The organism is Actomonas aquatica, from assembly GCF_019679435.2.
In the GTDB taxonomy this organism is placed as follows: Bacteria; Verrucomicrobiota; Verrucomicrobiia; order Opitutales; family Opitutaceae; genus Actomonas; species Actomonas aquatica.
The window spans coordinates 6,015,280-6,036,724 of the sequence record NZ_CP139781.1; the positions used below are offsets into that span (position 1 = coordinate 6,015,280).

At 64.3% G+C, this 21,445-nt stretch carries 18 protein-coding genes; 10 read left to right on the top strand and 8 right to left on the bottom strand.

What is annotated here, in order from left to right; genetic code table 11:
• The first annotated feature begins 35 nt into the window (after window positions 1-35).
• From K1X11_RS23070 to K1X11_RS23095, 6 genes are all read left to right on the top strand, one after another.
• Complete coding sequence (locus K1X11_RS23070) at window positions 36-452, top strand: VOC family protein (RefSeq protein WP_221030137.1); 417 nt, start codon at window positions 36-38, stop codon at window positions 450-452.
• Between the two features lie 126 nt (window positions 453-578).
• Window positions 579-1,472 carry an SPFH domain-containing protein gene (locus tag K1X11_RS23075; protein WP_221030136.1) on the top strand — a complete coding sequence of 298 codons (894 nt, stop codon included), beginning with the start codon at window positions 579-581 and terminating at the stop codon, window positions 1,470-1,472.
• 22 nt (window positions 1,473-1,494) lie between these two features.
• Window positions 1,495-1,662 (top strand): hypothetical protein, encoded by a 168-nt coding sequence (locus K1X11_RS23080; RefSeq protein WP_221030135.1) that lies wholly within the window; start codon window positions 1,495-1,497, stop codon window positions 1,660-1,662.
• Window positions 1,663-1,675: 13 nt separating this feature from the next.
• Window positions 1,676-1,867, top strand: a complete 192-nt coding sequence (locus tag K1X11_RS23085; RefSeq protein ID WP_221030134.1) for a hypothetical protein — start codon at window positions 1,676-1,678, stop codon at window positions 1,865-1,867.
• Window positions 1,868-1,939: 72 nt separating this feature from the next.
• Window positions 1,940-2,101, top strand: coding sequence for a type II toxin-antitoxin system antitoxin (locus tag K1X11_RS23090; protein WP_225919346.1), 162 nt, complete (start codon window positions 1,940-1,942; stop codon window positions 2,099-2,101).
• Entirely contained in the window at window positions 2,098-3,315 is a 1,218-nt protein-coding gene (locus K1X11_RS23095) for a beta galactosidase jelly roll domain-containing protein (RefSeq protein ID WP_221030132.1), read from the top strand. The genes K1X11_RS23090 and K1X11_RS23095 overlap by 4 nt, the downstream gene beginning before the upstream one ends.
• A gap of 111 nt (window positions 3,316-3,426) precedes the next feature.
• On the opposite strand, the gene K1X11_RS23100 is transcribed toward K1X11_RS23095, so the two are convergent.
• The 3 genes from K1X11_RS23100 to tyrS form a co-directional block, all read right to left on the bottom strand.
• A complete protein-coding gene (locus tag K1X11_RS23100; protein ID WP_221030131.1) occupies window positions 3,427-5,538 on the bottom strand; it encodes a cytochrome c peroxidase in 2,112 nt (703 codons plus the stop codon).
• Between the two features lie 131 nt (window positions 5,539-5,669).
• The gene (locus tag K1X11_RS23105) at window positions 5,670-7,475 is read right to left on the bottom strand and encodes a M3 family oligoendopeptidase (RefSeq protein WP_221030130.1); all 1,806 of its coding nucleotides are present in this window, start codon (window positions 7,473-7,475) and stop codon (window positions 5,670-5,672) included.
• 15 nt (window positions 7,476-7,490) lie between these two features.
• On the bottom strand, window positions 7,491-8,765 hold the full coding sequence (gene tyrS / locus K1X11_RS23110; protein WP_221030129.1) for a tyrosine--tRNA ligase: 1,275 nt from the start codon (window positions 8,763-8,765) through the stop codon (window positions 7,491-7,493).
• Between the two features lie 229 nt (window positions 8,766-8,994).
• Between tyrS and K1X11_RS23115 the strand changes: the two genes are divergently transcribed.
• The 3 genes from K1X11_RS23115 (at window position 8,995) to K1X11_RS23125 (ending at window position 12,954) form a co-directional block, all read left to right on the top strand.
• Window positions 8,995-9,468, top strand: a complete 474-nt coding sequence (locus tag K1X11_RS23115) for a redoxin domain-containing protein (RefSeq protein ID WP_221030128.1) — start codon at window positions 8,995-8,997, stop codon at window positions 9,466-9,468.
• Between the two features lie 115 nt (window positions 9,469-9,583).
• Entirely contained in the window at window positions 9,584-12,391 is a 2,808-nt protein-coding gene (locus tag K1X11_RS23120; RefSeq protein WP_221030127.1) for an aconitate hydratase, read from the top strand.
• Window positions 12,392-12,441: 50 nt separating this feature from the next.
• Entirely contained in the window at window positions 12,442-12,954 is a 513-nt protein-coding gene (locus tag K1X11_RS23125) for an STAS domain-containing protein (protein ID WP_221030126.1), read from the top strand.
• Window positions 12,955-12,985: 31 nt separating this feature from the next.
• Here K1X11_RS23125 and K1X11_RS23130 read toward each other — a convergent pair whose 3' ends face one another.
• Complete coding sequence (locus K1X11_RS23130; protein ID WP_221030125.1) at window positions 12,986-13,576, bottom strand: hypothetical protein; 591 nt, start codon at window positions 13,574-13,576, stop codon at window positions 12,986-12,988.
• Window positions 13,577-13,717: 141 nt separating this feature from the next.
• On the opposite strand from K1X11_RS23130, the gene K1X11_RS23135 reads away from it, so the two are divergent.
• Window positions 13,718-14,800 (top strand): glycoside hydrolase family 5 protein, encoded by a 1,083-nt coding sequence (locus K1X11_RS23135; protein ID WP_221030124.1) that lies wholly within the window; start codon window positions 13,718-13,720, stop codon window positions 14,798-14,800.
• A 467-nt stretch (window positions 14,801-15,267) separates the two neighbouring features.
• On the opposite strand, the gene K1X11_RS23140 is transcribed toward K1X11_RS23135, so the two are convergent.
• The 4 genes from K1X11_RS23140 to K1X11_RS23155 form a co-directional block, all read right to left on the bottom strand.
• Window positions 15,268-16,551, bottom strand: a complete 1,284-nt coding sequence (locus K1X11_RS23140) for a pyruvate dehydrogenase complex dihydrolipoamide acetyltransferase (RefSeq protein ID WP_221030123.1) — start codon at window positions 16,549-16,551, stop codon at window positions 15,268-15,270.
• Between the two features lie 47 nt (window positions 16,552-16,598).
• Window positions 16,599-17,582, bottom strand: coding sequence for an alpha-ketoacid dehydrogenase subunit beta (locus tag K1X11_RS23145; protein WP_221030122.1), 984 nt, complete (start codon window positions 17,580-17,582; stop codon window positions 16,599-16,601).
• A 20-nt stretch (window positions 17,583-17,602) separates the two neighbouring features.
• The gene (gene pdhA, locus K1X11_RS23150; protein ID WP_425503840.1) at window positions 17,603-18,679 is read right to left on the bottom strand and encodes a pyruvate dehydrogenase (acetyl-transferring) E1 component subunit alpha; all 1,077 of its coding nucleotides are present in this window, start codon (window positions 18,677-18,679) and stop codon (window positions 17,603-17,605) included.
• Between the two features lie 103 nt (window positions 18,680-18,782).
• The gene (locus K1X11_RS23155) at window positions 18,783-21,392 is read right to left on the bottom strand and encodes an ATP-binding protein (RefSeq protein ID WP_221030121.1); all 2,610 of its coding nucleotides are present in this window, start codon (window positions 21,390-21,392) and stop codon (window positions 18,783-18,785) included.
• Window positions 21,393-21,445 lie beyond the last annotated feature (53 nt).

Below are 21,445 nucleotides of genomic sequence, written 5' to 3' on the forward strand. Positions count from 1 at the left end.
GGCGTCGGGGTGCCGGGCGGTTTGTGTCCCGGCCCATGGCTGATGCAAAACCGACCTCTCCGCGTGTCACCGGTCTCGGTGGCATTTTTTTCAAAGCGCAGGATCAAGCGACACTCAGTGCGTGGTATCGGGATCGGCTCGGCCTGCCGGTCGAAGATTGGGGCGGGTGTTCCTTCAAGTGGCGGGAGGATCAGGATCCCTCGCGCAAGGGCACGACGGCGTGGAGCGCGTTTCCGGCCGACACGACTTACTTCGAGCCGAGCAAGCAGCCCTTCATGATGAACTTTCGGGTCGCCAATCTCGATCAGTTGCTGAGCGACCTGGCCGCCGAGGGCGTGCAGGTTTTGCCGAATCGCGAGGAGTCGGAGTTCGGCAAGTTCGGTTGGGTGATCGATCCGGAAGGCAACAAGGTGGAGCTCTGGGAGCCGCCGGTTTCGGAGCAGGCTGACTGAAACGTAACGCGCGGGCCGGGCGGGGGACCGTCGGGCTACAGCGGTTCGGCGCATTTGTAACGCGGTGTTTTAATCTGGTTATCCGATTTCAAAGTGATATCACTTTGAAATCGTAACAGATTTACCATGAATACGAACACCCCATCCTCCACCGCCAACCACGAGCAGCGCATTTCATCCGCCAGTGGTTGGGCGTTTCTCGCCCTCAATCTATTTTCCTACTTGGCGGTGGTGGCGCTCATCATCGGTGCCGCGGTCGCCAAGGTGCCGCTGCTCGCCATCCTCGGCGTGTTGCTGCTGTTGACCGCGATCCTGATGAGCTGCGGCTTTTTCACGCTGCAGCCAAACGAAGCAGCGGTGTTGATCCTCTTCGGCACCTACAAAGGCACCGTGCGCACCAGCGGCTTCTATTGGGTGAACCCGTTCATGAAGCGCCAGAAGGTGTCGCTGCGCTCCCGCAACCTCAACGGCGACAAGCTCAAGGTGAACGACAAGAACGGCAACCCGATCGAAATCGCAGCCGTCGTCGTGTGGCGGGTGCGCGATACCGCGCAGGCCGTTTTTGATGTCGATCAATACGAGCACTACGTTGCGGTGCAGAGTGAATCGGCCGTGCGTCATCTCGCCAGTGGTTATGCCTACGATGGCGAAGACGAGGACATGACGCTGCGCTCTTCCACCGATGCGGTCTCTGACGCGCTCGCGGTGGAGTTGCAGAAGCGCTTGGAAAAGGCAGGCGTGGAGGTCGAGGAAGCGCGGCTGACGCACCTCGCTTACGCACCCGAAATCGCCCAGGCCATGCTGCGTCGTCAGCAGGCCGAAGCCGTCATCGCCGCGCGCACCAAGATCGTGCAGGGCGCGGTCGACATGGTCGAGATGGCCCTCGACGAACTCGAGAAGAAGGGCGTCGTCGACCTCGATACCGAGCGCAAGGCCTCGATGATCAGCAACCTGCTGGTAGTCCTGTGCGGCGAAAACGAAGTCACTCCGGTGGTGAACACCGGCACGCTTTATTCCTGATCACCCTCGGCTTATTCAGAAAATGGATACCTACACCGTGATCGCCGTCACCATGGGCCTATCGTTTAAGAAGGCCGTGGACGAACTGAACGCGCAGGTGAACCAAGCCATCACGCGCGGGTGGCGTCCGGCCGGCGGCGTGGCCGTCGCCGGCACGCGCCTGATGCAGGCCATGACGAAGGAACGCTGATCGTGAGCGGATTGTGGCACAGAACCTGGGCGTGTTTGATGCCCGCCTGCTGGAGCACCGCTGGGTGTGCGTGGCGGGCGCTGGTCGTGCTGCTGGTCGCGTGCTGGCTGGTGGCCGGCGCGAGTGGGGCGAGGCCCACGGTTGGATTGTTGACCACGCCGATGTGGGCTGGTCCGAGTTGCGCCTATCCGTCGGCGTGGGTTGAGACGGGCGACGAGCTGCCTAGCTCTGTGGGGCAACGTTAGTCATGGCGAGTCCCGGCAAAAAATCCTTCCTCATGCGCATCGACCCCAAGCTGTGGGCCGAGATCGAAGCGTGGGCGCATCAGGAGATGCGCAGTGTAAACGGACAGGTGGAATACCTTCTGCGCGACGCGGTGCGGCGGCGCAAAGGCGGCAGCAGTGGAAGCAAGACAGACAAAGGAGAGACAGAGTCATGATGATCCCCGCGAAACGATTGGCGCAAAAGAAAGACCCCCTGAGCAAAGAAGAAGCCCAGGCCCATCCGGCGAAAGCCATGGCGGTGTTTTTGTCGTCGGTGATCGCCGCGCTGGCGGGCACGGGAGGCGTGTTGGTTTCCGCGTTCAACGATGATGACGACGATGGCGACCGTTCCCGTGGCAGTGCGGTCTCGGCCTGGCGGGCGACGGACGAGACTTTTTATGTGCCGTCCGCGGCGCAGCGGGTGCTTTCGCTCGACGACGGTTGGCGCTTCCACACCGGTGACGACACGCGTTGGTCGGCGGCGGCGTGGGACGACAGCAGCTGGTCGGAGATCGCGGTGGACTCGCGGTGGGAGTCGGAGGGTTACGCGGACTACGATGGTTTCGCATGGTATCGGGGCCACTTCACCGCACCGGCGACGTTGCCCGAAGGGAGTTTTTACCTGCGGCTCGGCCGCATCGATGACGCCGATGAAGTGTGGTTGAATGGTGAATACCTCGGCCGTCACGGGGAGCTGAAGGCGGGTGGTCAGTCGGCTTACGATGTGCATCGGCGCTACGCGGTGCCGCGGCAGCTGGTGCGGGCGGGCGCGAAGAACTTGATCGCGGTGCGGGTGTGGGATGAACGGCTCGGTGGCGGCATGATGGCCGGGGATCCGGCGCTGATGGTGCAGGCATTGCCGGCGCCGTTGGTGGATTTGACGGGAGAGTGGCAGCTCAGCGTGGATGACCAGCCGGACTACTGTAGGGTTGAGGTGGATACAGCGGAATTTTCGCCGGTGGTCGTGCCAGGCAACTGGGACTTGCAGGGCAAGGAAGGGTTTGACGGCCACCTCTGGTATCGCGTGGCGTTTACGGCCCCGGAGGGATTGGCGGCCGACGACTCACTCGTGCTGGTGTTGGGGGCAGTGGACGACGAAGACGAGACCTACCTGAACGGGGAATTGATCGGCGAAACCCATGCGACCTCGGCGGAGGATCGCGTTTGGGAACGCCCGCGGGTGTATACGTTTCCGGCCGGGAGTCTGCGCGCCGGCGAGAAGGCGAATGTGGTCGCGGTGCGCGTGTATGATGAACGCTCTTGGGGCGGGATTCGGCACGGCCCGGTGGGCATCATGACGGCGAGCGATTGGGAGACGTTTCAAGCCGGGCGCGAGGTCGCGTCGCATTCGTGGTTGCGGGTCTGGAATTGGTTGCTGGGGCGGTCGTAGCCGAGAGGCAACGCAGCGCGAGCAAGCTCGCAGCCTACAGCGTGTGATCGAACCCGAAATGTAGGCTGCGAGCTTGCTCGCGCTGCGGGTAGTCGGCGATCCCTGCTTCAATCAGAGCGTCACCGGGTAGAGTTCGATGAGGACGGTGCCGGTGGAACCGGTGGGAGAATCGACGCGCACGGTGTAGGCGCCGGGCGGGAGGGCGACAACGGTGGCGGCGTCGCGACTGTTGGCGGGCAGGGCAAACGCGCCGACGGCTTGGGTGGCGTCTTCGATCTGAGTCGCGTTGCCGGCGCGGTCCCAGTCGTCGTTGGTGACGACGGTGGCACCGTTGGCATTCAGCACAGTGAGGCGGGGATTGTCGGCTGCGGTGGTGAGGCCAAAGTCGGCGAGAGCCGGTCCCACGGCGCGGAGCAGAAAGGTGCGGGGCGTGTCGCCGGGCACCACAAAACCGGGCAAGAGCACTTCTCCCGGGCGCGTGAGGTCGGCGCGCACGGATAGATTGGCCATCTCACTCTCGGCGATCGCGTCGGCGTCGTAGACTTCGATGAGTCCATTGCCCGACAACCCGTCGCGGTCGCGCAGGTGCACCGTGTAGATGCCGGGATCGAGCGTCACAAGCAGGGCGCTGTCGGCGGCGTCGGTGGATAGCGTGAAGGCACCGAGCTGCGCGGTGATGGCGGCGAGGTCGGTCGCATCAGGCTGTTCGTGCCAGGCGCCGGCGGTGGCCAGCGGGGTATCGTTGCCGAGGGCGAAAAGACTGAGCTGGGGACGGGGCAAGGCGTCGTTGAGACCGAAGGTGGCGAGGGAGGGTCCGATGCCGCGAATGAGAAGGGTTTTGGGCGCGTCGCCGGAGACCACGAAACCCGAAACCATCGCGCCGCTGGTGGTCGACAGGTAGGCGCGGCTGGAGAGGTTGGAGAGGGCGGGCGGGGGCGTGACGACGACGGGATCGGGTTCGGGCTGGGGATCGGGTTCCGGGTCCGGCTCGGGTTCCGGGGTCGGGGTGGTGGGCGTTTCGTCGTCTGGCACGGTCACCTCGACGAAGGGGTCGCTGAACTTGGCATCGGTGAGCAGGGTTTCGTCGGTGAGGGTGCGGAGGAAGGCGACGAGGGCGTTGCGGTCGTTGTTGTTGAGGCCGATGCGGGGCTGTTGTCCGGGGGGCGGCTGCAGGATCTCGGCGAGTTGGGCGTGGGGCTGGATGTCGCGGGCGTAGAAATCCATCACCTCGCGCAGGGTGTTGAAGCGGCCGTCGTGCATGAAGGGAGCGGTGACCGCGACATTGCGCAGCGACGGCACGCGGAAGCGGCCGGTGTCGTTGACGTTGCCGGTGGATTCGGCGATGCCGAGGTCGTTGGTTGAGACGCGGTCGAGGCCGTTGTTGGTCGCGCCGGTGGTGGTGCTGGCGTGCGGGGTGAAGAGGCCGGGACTGATGAAGGCTTCGGTGGTGTGGCAGTCGATGCAGGACGGACCGTTGCGGCCGACGCCGTAGAAGATGGCTTTGCCCTGATTCTCCTGCGCCGTGAAGTTGGGGAAGGGATCGGTGGGGCTGTTGACGCTGGAGCGTCCCTGATCGTAGCGGCTGTTGGTGCTCACCATACTGCGCACAAACTGGGCGAGAGCGCGGGCGATGCGATCGGCGTCGATGGTGTCATCGCCGAAGGCGTGGGTGAAGAGGGTCGGATAATAATCCTGTGCTGAAACAATGGATACGAGCTGTTCGAGGGTGAGGCCCATCTCGACCTCGTCCTGGAAGGGCATGAGCACCTGAGCTTCGAGGGAGTCGGCGCGTTCGTCCCAGAAGTATTTACCCGAGTCGTTGAAGCGCGCGTTGGTGAGGCTCATGGAGTGACGGCGCGTTTCGCCGCCGGCGAAGCCGAGGCTGAGTTGGCGCGAGTCGCTGAAGCCGGCGGATTGATCGTGGCAGGACGCGCAGGAGACGGTGCCGTTGGCGCTCAGGTTGATGTCGTAGAACAACACCCGGCCGAGCGTGGCACCGTCGTCGGTGGTCGGATTGTCGGCGGGCGTCGAATCATTGTCGGCGGCGGCATTCTGGAAGGGCGAGTTGCCCGGAATCTGGTTTTCGAGCAGGTAGGCCGGCAGCGCGATGTCGGCGTAGTTGGCCGGGTCATCGGGCAGGACGGGCACACGTTCGGCGCGGATCACGCCGACCGCGGCGACGGTGAACAAGGGCAGAGCAAGGTAGGCAGCACGAGGGGACATGCCGCGAGAGACGCACGCTAAGTCGCGAACGTTCCGGCTTTTACCCGGGCTTAACCAAAGGCCGGGCCGGCTTTACAAAGGCTTAATAAAAGCGGGGCGGCCTCACACCAGGTGAGGCCCTACACTTCGAGCTAGGAGAGGGCGTCGACGGCGGCGGCGTAGGCGTCGACCTGCGGGTTGATCGCGTTGATGGCCTCGGCCCAGAAGGCGGGATCGGTGAGGTCGCGGCCGAGGGACTGGCGCACGACCTCCTCGCAGGTGGCGCGACCGGTGAGGCTGAGAAACTTTTCATAGCGCGGCAGGAAGGCCGCGCCCTCGTGCTTAAATTCCTGATACAGCGCCGAGCTGAGGAGGAAGCCGAAGGTGTAGGGGAAATTGTAGAACGAGAGGTCGGTGATGTAGAAATGCAGCTTCGACGCCCAGAACCACGGGTCTTCGCCGCCGACTTCCAGGACGTCGCCGAACATTTCGCGCTGGGCTTCGACCATGAGTTCCTTGATGCGACTCACCGGGACCAGACCGGACTGACGTTCGGCGTAGAAGGCCGACTCAAATTTGAAGCGCACCGGAATATCGAGCAGGTAGGACGGCGCGTGCGAAACGACCTGAGCGGTGAGGAACGCGCGCTGGGCGGCATCCAGATTTGGATCGGCGAGCAGACCGTCGAAAAGCAGCTTCTCCGCGAACGTGGACGCGGTTTCGGCGAGCGTCATCGGGTAGTCCTGCGCGCAGGGGCGCAGGGAATTGAGCAGATGCGAATGCCACGTGTGACCCGTTTCGTGGGCGAGGGTGGTGACGTCTTCCATCGTGCCACCGTAGGTCATGTAAATGCGCTCCTCGCGGGTGAGGGCGGAACCGGTGGCGAAGGCGCCGGCGCGTTTGTTGGGGCGTTTCTCCGACTCGATCCAGCGGTGTTCGAGCATGTGGCGGAAGTAGGCCTGCAGGTCCGGGTAGGCGGCGCCGAAGGCGGACTCAACCAGCGCGGTGGCGCGCGGCCAGTCGAGGGCGGGCAAGGTGTCCTTCAACTGCGGGGCGGAGAGGTCATACCAAGCGAGGGTCGGCGTGCCTTGGAGGCGGGCGTTGAGGCGCAGGATGCGGCGGCCGACCTCGGTTTGGTTTTGAATGGCCTCCATCATCGCCTCGAGGCTGGCGCGCGAGAGCGCGGCGTCGTGCAGGGGCGCGTCGAGGAAATGCGGCTGACCGCGGCGGGCATAGAGGGTGTGGCGCGTGCCGGCGATGGCGTTAAGGGCGGCGCCGAGCGTGTCCTCGTTGGCTTCCCAGACGCGGTTGCTGGAAGTGAAGGCGGCGGCGCGCACGCGGCGGTCGGGGTGATTAAGCAACGAGCGGCGCTGCGACATGGGCACGGTTTCGGTGCGACCATCGGGCCACGTGAGGGGGAAGCTCATCTTGCCGGTGAGGGTGCCGTAGAGGCGGCCCCAGGCGCTGATGCCGTCGACGCCGAGATCGGCCGCGAGGGCCTCGGACTCGGTGCTCATGCGCTGTTGGGCGGAGGCGCGCAGACGGCCGGCGGTGTGGGCGGCATCGGTCAGACGTTCGTCGGCGATGAAGGCGTCCCAAACCTCGGCGCTCGCGTCGCGCAGGCCGCACTCCAAGGCGGTGGTGAGTTTGCTCAAGCCGGCCTGGAGTTGGGCGAGGGCGGCTTCGGCGCTTTGGTAGGCCTCATTGGCGGCGTCGGCCGAGCCGAGGCAGTCGAGGTAGGAGCTGAGGTGATGCAGGCGCGCGGTCACGTCCTCCCAGGCGAGGAACCGTTGCACCCAAGTGTCGGCGTTGGTCGCGTCGAGGGGCGCGGTGGCGGCGGTCGTCTGCAGGCCGCTGGCGAGATCGGCTGCGAGGGTTTGGAGGAAGGCACGATGTTCCGGCCCGTCGAAAGTGGGGAAGTAGCTTTCGAGGGTCCAGGTGGTGGCGGGAGCGGCCATGGGAAGTGGGTGGGTTTAGCTTACGCGCAGGACGGCGTAGTTGCGCTTACCCTTGCGGAGCAGGAGATACTTGCCGAAGAGCAGGTCGCTCGTCGTGAGCTGGCGGGCGATGTCGGCGCAACGTTCGTTGTTCACGTAGATGCCGCCGGCGGTGATGTCTTTGCGGGCCTGACCCTTGGACGGGCAGAGCTTCGCGGCGACGACGATGTCGATGACGTTGGTGCCTTCACCGGCGAAGGCGTCGGCGGCGATGTCGGTGGTGGGCACTTCGCCGACGACGTCCTCAAACACGGATTCGCTGATGCCATCGAGGCCACCGCCGAACATGATGGTGGAGGCGCGCATGGCGTCGGCGCAGACGTCCTCGCCATGGACGAGGGTGGTGACGGCTTGGGCGAGTGCTTTCTGCGAGGCGCGGGCGCCGGGGTTGGCGGCGAGTTCGGTTTCGAGGGCGTCGATCTCCTCCTTGGGCAGGAAGGTGAGGACCTTGAGCAGTTTGATCACGTCGGCGTCCTCGGCCTGCATGAAGAACTGGTAGAAGCGGTAGGGGGTGGTGCGCTTCGGATCGAGCCACACGGCGCCGCTGGCGCTCTTGCCGTATTTGGTGCCGTCGGACTTGGTGAGCAGCGGGAAGGTGAGGCCCCAAGCGGTGGCGCCGGACTTGCGGCGGATGAGTTCGGTGCCGGCGGTGATGTTGCCCCATTGGTCGGTCGCGCCGACCTGCAGTTCGCATTGGGTGTCGGTGCGCAGGTGGTAGAAGTCGTGGGCCTGGAGCAGCATGTAGCTGAACTCGGTGTAGCTGATGCCGCCTTCCTCGAGGCGGGTGCGCACACTGTCTTTGGCCAGCATGAGATTCACCGGGAAGTGTTTGCCGACATCGCGCAGGAAATCGAGGAAGCTGAAGGGCGCGGTCCAGGAGGCGTTGTCGACGAGACGGGCGGGGTTGGTGCTGTTCTCGAAATCGAGGAACCTGGCGAGCTGGCCTTTGATGGCGGCGATGTTGGCGCTGACCTGTTCGGGCGTCTGCAGGTTGCGCTCGGAGGACTTGCCGGACGGGTCGCCGATCATGCCGGTGGCGCCGCCGGCGAGGGCGATGGGATGGTGGCCGTAATCCTGGAAGCGGCGCAGGGCGAGCAGCGGCACGAGGTTGCCCACGTGAAGGCTGTCGGCGGTGGGATCGAAGCCGGCGTAAAGGGTGGTGGGACCCTGGGCCAGGCGCTCGGTGAGCGCATCCAGATCGGTGCAGTCGGCGTAGAGGCCGCGCCATTGAAGCTCTTCGAGGATAGTCATCGGGAAAACGTTCAAAAAAGCGGGCGGGCGCAGGGTGGGGCAAGGGCAATAACGTGAAGGCCGCGGCGGCGGGGTCAGGCCTGCTAATGAAAACGCAAAGTCGGAAAATAGAGGGGCTTCTATTCGTAAAAACGGATTGCGACGCCCTCCGGCTGCTACGTAAGTTCAGGGTCCTTTTCGCCTCCTTGGTGGGGCGGAATCCAATTCGAACCACGAACTTTAAGATACCATGCCCATCGCAGTAGGATCCACCGCCCCCGATTTCACGCTCAAGAGCAAGACCGCCGAAGGTCTGGTCGATGTGAAGCTGAGCGACAACTTTGGCGAGAAGGCCACGGTGTTGCTCTTCTTCCCCCTCGCGTTCACCGGCGTGTGCACCCAAGAATTCTGCGACGTGACCGCGGGTCTCGCCCAATACGCCGACCTCGGCGCCAGCGTCATCGGCATCAGCGTCGACAGCCCGTTCGCGCAGGAAGCCTGGGCCAAGGCCAACAAGATCGACATCACCCTGGTCTCCGACCTGAACAAGGACGTCACCAAGGCCTACGACGTCGTGTTTCCGGGGCTCGCCGGCATCGGTGACACCTCCGCCCGCGCCGCCTTCGTGATCGGCAAGGACGGCGTGGTGAAATACGCCGAGCAGACCCCGGCCCCGACCGAGCTGCCGGACTTCGAGGCCGTCAAGGCCGCCTTGGCCAGCTAAGCCACCGTCGCGGTCCGATTGGCGACCGCGTGTTTTCTTCCGCTCGTCGGGGCTGTCCCGACCGTGGGCCACGGCGAGCGTCTCCCCGATTTAAGCATAAAGTAACAGACCCAACATGAGCCTCCCGAACCCGTTCAATACGCGGAGCACCTTCGAAGCAAATGGTGCCTCCCATGCCTTCTACTCGCTGCCTGCCCTCAAGGACGCCGGTTATGCGATCGACCGCCTGCCGGTCTCGATCCGAATCGTGCTCGAGTCGCTGTTGCGTAATTGTGATGGCAAGCGGGTGACGGAAGACGCCGTGGCCGCGCTCGCCGGCTGGGAGGCCAAGGCAGCCCGCACCGCCGAGGTGCCGTTTGTGGTGGCTCGCATCGTGTTGCAGGACTTCACCGGGGTGCCGCTCCTCGTCGACCTCGCCGCCATGCGTTCGGCCGTCGATAAGGTGGGCAAGGATTCCAAGATCATCGAGCCGCTCGTGCCGGTGGATCTGGTGGTCGACCACTCCGTGCAGGTGGACTTCGCCGGTTCGGCCGAAGCACTCGCGCAGAACCTCGAACTCGAGTTCAAGCGCAACCGCGAACGCTATCAGTTCGTGAAGTGGGGTATGCAGGCTTTTGATACGTTCAAGGTCGTGCCTCCCGGCATCGGCATCGTGCACCAGGTCAACCTCGAGTATCTCGCCAAGGGCGTGCTCAAGGATGCCAACAACACCTACTATCCCGACACCCTCGTCGGCACCGACTCCCACACCACCATGATCAACGGCCTCGGCGTCGTCGGTTGGGGCGTGGGTGGCATCGAGGCCGAGGCCGGCATGCTCGGCCAGCCGGTCTATTTCCTCACCCCGGACGTCGTGGGTGTGCACCTCACCGGTGCGCTGCAGGAAGGCGTCACCGCCACCGACCTCGCGCTCACCATCACGGAGCTGCTGCGCAAGCACAAGGTGGTCGGCAAGTTCGTCGAGTTCTACGGCCCGGGCGCGAAGGCTCTCCCGCTCGTCGACCGCGCGACCATCGCCAACATGGCCCCGGAATACGGCGCGACCATGGGCTTCTTCCCGATCGACGAAGAGACCTCCCTTTATCTGCGCGGCACCGGCCGCTCCGAGGAACACGTTTCCCTCTACGAAGCCTACTACAAGGCCCAGGGCCTGTGGGGCATCCCCGAAAAGGGCGCGGTCGATTACTCGGTCGACGTCGAACTCGACCTGTCCTCCGTCGTGCCGTCCGTCGCCGGTCCGAAACGTCCGCAGGACCGCATCGTGCTGCCGGAGCTGGGCGATCGCTTCAACTCGCTCCTGACCTCCCCGGTCGCCGACGGTGGCTTCGGTCGCGGTGAGGCCGACCTGACCAAGAAGGTCGCGCTCGCCCCGCACGTGGGCGGCGGCAAGCAGGAAACCGTTTCCGAAGAAGAGGCCGCCAAGGCCGACATCAGTGCCGCCAGCATCAACGAGATGGCCGCCAACCGTCCGACTCCCGACTGCGTGGAGACGCCGGAGCTGGCCAACGGCAGCGTGCTCATCGCCGCCATCACGTCCTGCACCAACACCTCCAACCCGAGCGTCATGCTCGCGGCCGGCCTGCTCGCCAAGAAGGCGGTCGAGCGCGGTCTCTCGGTCAACCCGTTGGTGAAGTCCTCCCTCGCTCCCGGTTCCCGCGTGGTCACCGATTACCTCGCCAAGACCGGCCTGCAACCCTACCTCGACCAGCTCGGTTTCCAGACCGTTGGTTACGGCTGCACCACCTGCATCGGCAACTCCGGTCCGCTCGATCCCGAGATCGAAAAGGCCGTCGTCGACAACGATCTCGTAGCCGCCTCCGTGCTCTCCGGCAACCGCAACTTCGAGGCCCGCGTCCACCAGAACATCAAGTCCAACTTCCTCATGTCGCCGCCGCTGGTGGTGGCCTTTGCGCTCGCCGGCCGCGTTGACCTCAACATGTCGACCGACCCGATCGCGCAGGACAAGGACGGCAACGATGTTTACCTGAAGGACCTCTGGCCGACCCTCACTGAGATCCGCGACCAGATGGCCGCCGCGCTCAAGCCCGAGGTCTTCAAGTCCCTCTACAGCGACTTCACCTCGCAAAACCCGAAGTGGAACGAGATCCCGTCCTCCGTGGGCAACGTCTACGAGTGGGACCGCGAGTCCACCTACATCCAGGAGCCCCCGTTCTTCACCGACTTCTCCCTCGAGCCCGGCACCATCGCCGAGATCAAGGGCGCCCGCCCGATGGGCATCTTCGGCGACTCGGTCACCACCGACCACATCTCGCCGGCCGGTGCCATCAAGAAGGACTCCCCGGCGGGTCGTTTCCTCACCGAGAACGGCGTCGATTTTGTCGACTTCAACTCCTACGGATCCCGCCGCGGCAACGACCGCATCATGACCCGCGGCACCTTTGCCAACGTGCGCATCAAGAACCTCATGGTCGCGCCGAAGGAGGGTGGTTACACCGTGCTCCAGCCGGAAGGCACCGAGATGTCGATCTACGACGCCGCGATGGCCTACAAGGAACGCGGCACCCCGTTGATCGTGATCGCTGGTCAGGAATACGGCACCGGCTCCTCCCGTGACTGGGCCGCCAAGGGAACCAACCTCCTCGGCGTGAAGGCCGTGGTGGCGGAGTCCTTCGAACGCATTCACCGCTCCAACCTCGTGGGCATGGGCGTGCTGCCGCTGCAGTTCAAAGACGGCACCGGCGCGAAGTCCCTCGGCCTCGACGGCACGGAGGTCTTCGACGTCCTCGGTCTCTCCACCGACGTGAAGCCGCAGCAGGACCTCACCCTGCGCATCACCCGCAAGGATGGCAGCACCGAAGACGTCACCGTCACCTGCCGTATCGATACGCCGATCGAGGTCGATTATTACCAACACGGCGGCATCCTGCCTTACGTGTTGCGTCAAATCATCGCCCGCAACTAAACCCTTCCAATGCCGGAGAGCGCTTGCCGCTCTCCGGCTTTTTTCTCGCCGTGTCCTCTTCCTCCGAAACCCGTTTCCTCGTCGATCCCGATTCTGATCCGGTCGCTATCCGGATTGAGGGCAAGGCATCGTTCCAAAATTGCTCCTGTGTGAAGGAGTTTGTCGAAGGCGCGATCGCCGAGGGGAAGCGGCGCTTCGTGATGGATTTTGAGGGCTGCTCCGGCATGGACAGCACCTTCCTCGGCCTGCTGGCCGGCACCTCGCTGCAACTGCGCAAGACCGAGCCGCGCGGCTCGCTGGTCGTCTGCAATCTCAACGAGCGCAACGCTGAGCTCGTGCGCAACCTCGGCCTCACCCGTCTGCTCACCGTCGACGACGGAGCGAGTGCGGCGACGTCCGGTGCGGCGTCGGGTCCGCTCGAGTGCAAGCCCGTCTCCGACGAAGTCGCGGCGGCCCGGCTGGTGCTCGACATGCACACCAATCTGGTGGAAGCCGATGAGTCCAACGCCGCGAAATTTCGCGACGTGATGGACATCCTCAAAAAGCAGCTCGGCGAAGACTGAGCGGGACGGTCGGGGCGGTGGCCGTCGGATCCTAGTCGTCGCGGCGGGCGACCTTGATGCCTTTGTCGCGGCAGTAGGCTTCCCAGCCGAAGTCGATCAACGCCACCTGCATGAGGCCCTCGGCGATCAGGTAGTGATCGCGAAACTCCCAGCGGTCGCCGACGGCTTCGTAGACGTAAGCGTGTTCGGAGACCTCGTAGCGGTTGCCCACCCGGATCGAGGCGTAGGCGAAGTTACCCTGCGGCAAATCAGCTTCGTCGATGGAGAGGGTGAAGAGGTGGGGATCCTCGGCGCTGAGGTCTTTGGGCAACGGTCGACAGATCTCGCTCAGGGCGGTGCGCAGGGAGCGGGTGATGCGACGATCGTAGGGATCGAGTTGATACAGGTGCGATTCGTTGCCGTAGGCTTTGTGCCAGGCGCGGGCGGCTTCGAGAATAACGGCCTGTTCGGTGACGGAAAAGGGGCGGGCGGAGGCCGGGGTGCTGTCGCGCTGGGCGACGAGATTGCCGCGGGACCGGATGCCGGAGTTTTGACAGCCGGTCAGGAGGAGACCGAGGCCGGCGATGCTCAGCGTGAGCCAGATAACACGCTGCGCGGGACGTGGGGTGAGTCGATCGAGCATGGGAATGGGGTGGTTCCGGCCGCAGTTTTTGTGCCTAACGATGGCGGAAGTCGACCCCCGGAGCCGGAAATGTGCAATTGAACCGGTTTTGGAAAAGAGCGCCAAAAGTGCGCAGGGAAGGGGGTTGCCCGGGTGGCAAAAATGGCTGATTTCCTAGGGGTGTCCTCGCTAAAAACCCTTTCCGTTCGTGCAATCGCCGCGTCGCTTTTGGTGACGTGGGCGGGAATTGGCAGCACCGCTGTCGCTGAGCAGACCTTCAGCGACCGCCCTGAAGCGATGGAGGCGACGGCGCAGCAGTCGTTCATCGGTGTCGATGGCAATCGTTTCGTGAATGAGGCGGGCGAGACGGTGATCTTTCGTGGACTCGCCTTCTCCGATCCGGCCTCATTGCTGGAGCGCGGCGTCTGGGGCCGCGGGTATTTTGAAGCGGCCAAGAGCTGGAACGCCAACCTGGTGCGCATCCCGATTCACCCGGGTCACTGGAAGGCGCTGGGCGAGAAACAATACCTCTCGATGCTGGACGACGCGGTGCGCTGGGCGGGCGAGTTGGACATGTATGTGATCATCGACTGGCACACCATCGGCAACCCGCTCACGGGTGTGTTTCACGGTCCCAACTACATCACCTCGCGCGATGAGACCTTCCGTTTCTGGCACACCATTGCGAACCGCTACCGCAACAATCCGACGGTGGCGTTTTACGAACTCTGGAACGAGGCCACCAACTACAACGGCCAGTTCGGTCGCATGCCGTGGGGCGACTACAAAGCCTTCCTCGAGGACCTGATTTGGATGATCCAGAAGATCGACCCCAAGGTGGTGCCGCTCGTCTGCGGCTTCAACTGGGGCTACGACCTGCGCAACATCCAGCGTGAGCCGATCGAAGCCAAGGGCATTGGCTACGTGGTGCATCCCTATCCGCAGAAGTCGAAGAACTGGGACTACGATTGGGAGCAGATCTGGGGTTTTGCCGCGCAGAACTATCCGGTCATTGCGACCGAGTTTGGTTTCATGAGAGAGGACGAGCCGGGGTCACACAATCCGGTGATCGGCGACGAAGTTTACGGTGAGGCCATCATCAAATTCTTCGAAGAGCGTGGCATCTCCTGGACACCGTGGGTGTTTGATCCGCTCTGGACGCCGAACCTCATTCTCGACTGGGACTACACGCCGAGCACGCACGGCGCGTTCTTCCGCCAGAAGATGATGGAACTGAACAAGTAGGTTCCAAGAAGCCGGCGGGAGGGGGCGAGAGGGATGACCGAGAAGCAACAGGGAGCGGCCGAGACGGCCGCTGCTACATCAGGACGGGGATGTAGCCGCGGGCGTGTCGCCCGCGTTTGCGGTGGTCGGGGCGAGGGGACGGCCGAGAGGCAACAGGGAGCGGCCGAGACGGCCGCTGCTACATCAGGACGGGGATGTAGCCGCGGGCGTGTCGCCCGCGTTTGCGGTGGTCGGGCCGAGGGGATGACCGAGAGGCAATAGGGAGCGGCCGAGACGGCCGCTGCTACACTAGGCCGGGGATGTAGCCACGGGCGTGTCGCCCGCGTTTGCCGTGATGGGGCCGAGGGGCAATGGCGGCTTGCCGCAAGCGGCAGCCCTACAAGAGGCAGCGGGGAATCGTTGCCCAAAAAAGGCGTGCCGCGGAGCGGCACGCCTGAAAGGAGATGAACGGTGTATCCGTTACGCGATTACACCAGCAGGAGGGCCGGGTTCTCGAGCAGCGACTTGAGCGCGCCGAGGAACTCGGCTCCGACCGCTCCGTCGACCACGCGGTGATCGCAGGAGAGGGTGAGGTTCATGCGCTGGCCGATCACGATCTGCCCGTTGACGACCACCGGCTTTTCGACCGTGGTGCCGACCGCGAGGATGGCGGCGTTGGGCGGGTTGATGATGGCCTTGAAGGTGTTGATACCCATCATGCCGAGGTTGCTGACGCAGAAGGTGCCGCCGGTGAATTGTTTCGGCTGCAGCTTCTTGGTCTTGGCCGCCTTGGCGAGGGAGCGCACCTCGGTGCTGATGTCGAAGACCGACTTCTCATGGGCGTCGAACACGACCGGGGTGATGAGACCCTCGGGCATGGCGACGGCGAAGGAGACGTGGGCGCGGCTGTGATGACGCACCTGCTTGCCTTCCCAGGAGCAGTTGACCGTGGGGACCTTGCGCAGGGCTTCGGCGCTGGCCTTGAGGATGAGGTCGTTGACGGAGAGCTTCACGCCGTCTTCCGACAAACCGCTGTTGAGCTGGGAGCGCAGGGCGAGCAGCGGGGCGGCGTCGACCTCGATATCGAGGTAGAAGTGCGGGATCTGGGTCTTGGATTCCACCAGACGACGGGCGATGGTGCCGCGCATGTTGGTGACCGGGGTAAGCTTCTCTTCCTGGATCGGACCCTTGGAGCGGTAAGCGCCACCGGGGCCGCCGTTCTTCTCGGCTTCGAGGATATCCGCGCGGCGGATACGGCCACCGGTGCCGGTGCCCTTCACGCGGGAGAGGTCGATGCCCTTCTCGGCCGCGAGCTTGCGGGCGAGGGGAGAGATGCGAAGGCGCTGGCCACCCACGGACGGGGCGGCGGAGGAGCCGCTGCTGCCGCTGGAGGTTTCGGGTTCCGGCGTTGGCTCCGGGGCGGGCGCTTCGTCGGAAGACTCTTCGGCGGAATCGTCGTCGGACTTTTCCTCCGAGGCGTCGTCTTCCTTGGCCGCGGGCTTTTCCTTTTTGGCCGGGGCCTCGACGGTTTCGCCTTCGGCGCCGACGGCGCAGAGCGGTTCACCGATCTCCACCTGCGCGCCATCGGGCGCGAAGATCTTGAGCAGGGTGCCGTCGAAGAAGCACTCCAACTCCATGGTGGCTTTGTCGGTCTCGACCTCGGCGAGCATGTCGCCGGTGGCCACCTTGTCGCCCTCCTTCTTCAACCATTTGACCAGCGTGCCCACCGTCATGGTGTCGCTGAGTTTCGGCATTTCGATGATGTCTGCCATTTTCCGAATTATGTTCTGTGACGTGTCTGGTTGGGAGTGGGCCGGGCTCAGGACTTAACGGCCTGGAGGGCGGCGGTGTAAACGCGGTCGACGTTGGGCAGCTGCTCGACCTCGACGGGCGGGGAGTAGATGGCCGGGGCGTCGATGGTGGTGACGCGGATGATGGGCGCGTCGAGTTGGTCGAAGGCCTCTTCCTGGATCATGAAGCCGAGCTGGGTGCCGACGGAGGCGAAGGGCTTTTGCTCTTCGACGATGAGCACGCGGTGGGTCTTGGCGACCGACTTGAGCACGGTGTCGATGTCGAGCGGACGAATGGAGCGCAGGTCGACGACCTCGACGTTGATCTTCTCTTCCTTGGCCAGCTTTTCGGCGGCTTCGAGGGAGTGCAGCACGGAGCGGCCGTAGGTGACGATGGTGAGGTCGGTGCCTTCACGCTTCACGTCGGCCACGCCGAGCGGGATGAGCAGGTCTTTGTCTTCGGAGACTTCGCCCTTCAAGCCGTAGAGCATGGTGTTCTCGAGGAAGAAGACCGGGTCGTTGTCGCGGATGGCGCTCTTGAGCAGGCCCTTGGCGTCGGCCGGGGTGGCGGGCACGACGACCTTCACGCCCGGGTGATTGGCGAGCACGTTCTCCGGGGTGTGGGAGTGGGTGGCGCCCACGTTGGTGCCACCGTTGGCGGGGCCGCGGATAACGATCGGGCAGTTGATGAGACCACCGGACATGTAACGCACGTTGGCGGCGTTGTTGAGGATCTGGTCGAAGGCGACGGAGTAGAAGGACCAGAACATCAGCTCCATGACGGGGCGGATGCCGAGCATCGAGGCGCCGATGCCGGTGCCGATGAAACCGGCTTCGGTGATCGGAGTGTCGACGATGCGTTTGGGTCCAAACTTCTCGAGGAGGCCTTCGGAGACCTTGTAGGCGCCGTTGAACTGGGCGACTTCCTCACCCATGAGCACGACGTTTTCGTCGCGTTCGAGTTCTTCGGCCAGAGCGTGGCGAACGGCTTCGCGGTAAGTGATTTCAGGCATGATGGTGCGCGAAAAGAGGTTTAGCTGAAGAACAGGCGACCCTTGGAGGTGCGTTGCTCGGGATGGTCGGTTTCCCAGTAGACGTCACGCTGGATGTCGGCCGGAGTCGGGAAGGGGCTTTCCTCGGCGAAGGTGGCGGCTTTTTCGGCCTCTTCGCGGGCTGCGGTGTCGATCTCCTTGATGAGGTCCTCGTTGAGCACGCCTTCGTCGGAGAGCTCGCGTTGGAAGACGGCGATGGGGTCCTTGTTCTTGCGATATTCGTCGATCTCGTCGCGGGTGCGGTAGGTCTTGTCGGGGTCGGCGACGGAGTGACCGCGATAGCGGTAGGTGTCGATTTCGACGACGGAGGGCTTGGATTCGTTGCGAGCGAGCTCGAGGCAATCGTTCAAGCAGGCGCGCACTTCATACACGTCGTGACCGAGGCACTTGGCCCAGTGGATGCCGTAACCGGCGGCGCGTTCTGCGAGGCCCGGACCGGCGGAAGAGCGGATCTGGGAGGTGCCCATCGAATAACGGTTGTTCTCGATGACAAAAACGCAGGGGAGGTCCCACAGGCCGGCGAGGTTCATGGCCTCGTGCACGGCACCTTGGTTGACGGCGCCGTCACCCATGAAGGCCATGGCGGAGCCCTTCTTGCCCTGGTATTTCACCCCGTAGGCGAGGCCGGTGCCGAGCGGGATCTGGCCGCCGACGATGCCGTGGCCGCCCCAGTAGTTCTTGTCGGGGGCGAAATAGTGCATCGAGCCGCCCTTGCCCTTGGAGCAGCCGGTGACCTTGCCGTAGAGTTCGGCCATGAGCGGGCCGGTCTCCATGCCGACGGCGATGGCGTGGCCGTGGTCGCGGTAGGCGGTGATGACGTGGTCATGCTCGCCCATGAGGGAGCAGGCGCCGACCGCCACGGCTTCTTGGCCGATGTAGAGGTGCAGGAAGCCGCCGATCTTTTTGGATTGGTAGGCTCGCAGGCTGCGTTCCTCGAAACGGCGAATGCGCACCATCTTGCGATAGAGCTCGATTTTTTCGTCGGCCGAGAGCTGCGCATTGATGGCAGCCTTGGCGGCGTCGGTGATCGTAGTGGTAGGTGTTTCTTTGCTCACAATTGCGGGTGAGTTGGATGATGAACGGGCGAGTCTTCGGTGGCCCCCAAGTGAGGCAAGTGAATTGTCCGAGGGGGGAGGGAGGTGTGGTGCGAGTGAGGTGAACTCACGATTGGCTGGAGAAGCCAAACCGGTCACGAATGGCCAGTAATGTTTGCGTAAATGCCGACAGGTCCAGCGGCTTGGTCAGATATTCGTCCATTCCGGCGTCCAAACAGCGTTTGCGTTCATCCTGGCCGGCGTTGGCGGTAAGGGCGATGATGGGCACATGACGACCGGGCGGGCCGGCTTTTTCGGCGGCGCGGATGCGTTGGGTGGTCTCGATGCCGTCGAGTTCGGGCATCTTCAGGTCCATCAACACGAGGTCGAAGCCTTCCTCCTCCAGCTTTTCGAGCGCAAGCAGGCCGTTGAAGGCGAAGTGTGGGTGGTGACCAAGTTTCTGTAGCAGCATCTCGGCGAGCCGGCGATTCAGGCGATCGTCTTCGACCACCAGAATGCGCAGGCCGCGTGGGGGAGCCTGTTCGACGGCGCTGCCGTCTGCCGACGAACCCGCGGGAGCGGCAGCGGAGGTGGCGCGAAAGCTGGCCGAGAACGCCGACCCCGTGCCGGGCAGGCTGGAGACGGTGATGGTGCCGCCCATAAGCTCACAGAGGCGGCGGGAGAGGGCGAGGCCGAGGCCGGTGCCGCCGAAGCGGCGCGAGATGGTGGCATCGGCCTGGGCAAAAGGATGGAAGAGCCGACTGATGTGGCGTGGATCGATGCCGATGCCGGTGTCGAGCACCTCGAGGCGCAGCAGCCAACTTTGACCGGCAGCGCGGCGGGGACCGGAGGTGAGCGGTTTGCCGCTGACGCGGACCTCGACGCTGCCGTGCACCGTGAATTTGACCGCGTTGGAGACGAGGTTGGAAATCACCTGACGCAGGCGCGTGCGGTCGAGTTCCAAGTAACTGGGCAGGTCGGGGTCGACGCTGGAGCGGAGGCGCAACTGCTTGGTCGTGGCCGCTTCCTCGAAGAGTTGCACGCTCTCGCGCACGAGCGGCTCGAGGGCGGTGACCTGCGGATCCAACGCGATGACACCGGCTTCGATGCGGGAGAGGTCGAGCAGGTCGTTGACGAGTTCGAGCAGGAGTCCGCCGCTGGAAGAGATGGCCTGGACGCACTCGGCTTGCTTGGGGCTGAGCTCGGTGCCTTCGAGCACGCGGGTGAATCCCAGCATCGCGTGCATGGGCGTGCGAATCTCGTGACTGATATTAGCGAGAAACGCGTCCTTGGCCTGAGTGCGGGCGTTGGCTTGGTCGCGGGCGGCGGTGAGGGCGAGCACGCGGGAGCGCTCCTGATCGATGTCGCCCACGGTGCCGACGAGGCGGACCGGGCGGTTGCGGGCATCGCGTTGCAGGACACGGCCGCGGGTCTGGAACCATTTCCATTCGCCGGTGCGCAGGCGCATGCGGGCATCCACGCAGAAAACGTCGGAACGGTTGCGCAGGATGTCGCGCAGAATCTCGCGGGCGTGCGGACGGTCCTCCGGGTGGAGGTGACGCCAGACCCGCGGCCAATGCAGGCGGCCGGGGCGCACGATGTGCCGCAGCTGTTTGCGCAACTCCTGGTTCATGGCGGGGTGCACCGTGCCGTTCTCCCAGCGATACACGCCGACCGAGCCGAGGTCGGTGGCGAGGCGGTAACTCTCCTCGCTGGCGCGCAGGTCCTGGGTGCGATCGGCCACGATCTGCTCCAGCTCGTTTTGCTGGCGGCGCAAGCGACGCAGGGTCAGGCCGGCGAAGTGCGCCGGCACGCCGAGGCAGAGTGCGGCTGCGGCCATTTCCACCAGGTTGGTGAGGGGAGTCTGTTGCGGGGAGGCAAACATGCCTTCGCCGAAGGACGTCTCCAGCAAACCGTAGAGGATGAAGACAAAGAGACCCAGGCCGAGACCGCGAACACCGCAGATCACGCTCGCGGCGAGTGCGTAAGGGATGGCGAGGTAGAGTCCGACCAGCGACAGGTGGAAACCCAGGATCGCGATCGCCAGCGCGAGGCCGAGGTTGGCGAGATTGGTGGACCAACGGAGGCTGAGCGGGGCGGGTGGCAGTGGCTCCCAACGGCCTAGAGCGATCGGTGCCACGAGGAAAACGCCCAGCGAGGAGGAGAACGTGATGCTGGAGATCCGTTGCACCACATCAACCAAGGTCGCTCCCGGGAGGTGGCCGGTGCTCACGATCACCGTCGGAATCACCCACGCCGTGAGCAGCGACGGCAGGAAAGCTACGCCGAAGACGAAACGCAGAAAATCAAACGGCTCCTCAAACGGTTCCTGTTTGACCCAGCGATTCCAAATCCACGCGCCCAGTGCGGGGCCGGCGGTATTGGCGGCGGCCATGATAAGACTCAGCGGCCGCCAGCCGAGGAAGTCGTAGTTGTTGGCGAGCGCGATCACCGCCCAGTGCGCGAGGAAGAGCGTCGGCACGCCGCCCAGACCGATCCGACCGCGGAGGGCAACCACCGCGATACCGGCCGGCAGCCAGACCACGGTGACGTTGGTGGGCGGCAGCGAAATGAGCCGCATGGCAATGAAGGCCGAGGCAATAACCCCGGCAAACAGCAGCAGATGCAGCCCGACGCCTACGGCCACGTTGCGCCAATTCGGCGGCGGCAGGCCGTTCCGAGCGGGCGACTGAGTTGTGGTCTGGGACGTTGGTTCGGCAAAAACAGCGCCGGGCATAGGAGGGCCCGACCGTGGGAGCGCGAACCGGCGCTGTCCATCACCGCTTGCGC

What these genes read in the sequence shown, in the direction of transcription:
- K1X11_RS23155 (WP_221030121.1), bottom strand. Translation starts at nt 21,392, where the DNA reads ATGCCCGGCGCTGTTTTTGCCGAACCAACGTCCCAGACCACAACTCAG.
- K1X11_RS23070 (WP_221030137.1), top strand. Translation starts at nt 36, where the DNA reads ATGGCTGATGCAAAACCGACCTCTCCGCGTGTCACCGGTCTCGGTGGC.
- K1X11_RS23080 (WP_221030135.1), top strand. Translation starts at nt 1,495, where the DNA reads ATGGATACCTACACCGTGATCGCCGTCACCATGGGCCTATCGTTTAAG.
- K1X11_RS23145 (WP_221030122.1), bottom strand. Translation starts at nt 17,582, where the DNA reads ATGCCTGAAATCACTTACCGCGAAGCCGTTCGCCACGCTCTGGCCGAA.
- K1X11_RS23095 (WP_221030132.1), top strand. Translation starts at nt 2,098, where the DNA reads ATGATGATCCCCGCGAAACGATTGGCGCAAAAGAAAGACCCCCTGAGC.
- K1X11_RS23120 (WP_221030127.1), top strand. Translation starts at nt 9,584, where the DNA reads ATGAGCCTCCCGAACCCGTTCAATACGCGGAGCACCTTCGAAGCAAAT.
- K1X11_RS23100 (WP_221030131.1), bottom strand. Translation starts at nt 5,538, where the DNA reads ATGTCCCCTCGTGCTGCCTACCTTGCTCTGCCCTTGTTCACCGTCGCC.
- K1X11_RS23135 (WP_221030124.1), top strand. Translation starts at nt 13,718, where the DNA reads ATGGCTGATTTCCTAGGGGTGTCCTCGCTAAAAACCCTTTCCGTTCGT.
- K1X11_RS23090 (WP_225919346.1), top strand. Translation starts at nt 1,940, where the DNA reads ATGCGCATCGACCCCAAGCTGTGGGCCGAGATCGAAGCGTGGGCGCAT.
- K1X11_RS23115 (WP_221030128.1), top strand. Translation starts at nt 8,995, where the DNA reads ATGCCCATCGCAGTAGGATCCACCGCCCCCGATTTCACGCTCAAGAGC.
- K1X11_RS23075 (WP_221030136.1), top strand. Translation starts at nt 579, where the DNA reads ATGAATACGAACACCCCATCCTCCACCGCCAACCACGAGCAGCGCATT.
- K1X11_RS23130 (WP_221030125.1), bottom strand. Translation starts at nt 13,576, where the DNA reads ATGCTCGATCGACTCACCCCACGTCCCGCGCAGCGTGTTATCTGGCTC.
- tyrS (WP_221030129.1), bottom strand. Translation starts at nt 8,765, where the DNA reads ATGACTATCCTCGAAGAGCTTCAATGGCGCGGCCTCTACGCCGACTGC.
- K1X11_RS23105 (WP_221030130.1), bottom strand. Translation starts at nt 7,475, where the DNA reads ATGGCCGCTCCCGCCACCACCTGGACCCTCGAAAGCTACTTCCCCACT.
- K1X11_RS23140 (WP_221030123.1), bottom strand. Translation starts at nt 16,551, where the DNA reads ATGGCAGACATCATCGAAATGCCGAAACTCAGCGACACCATGACGGTG.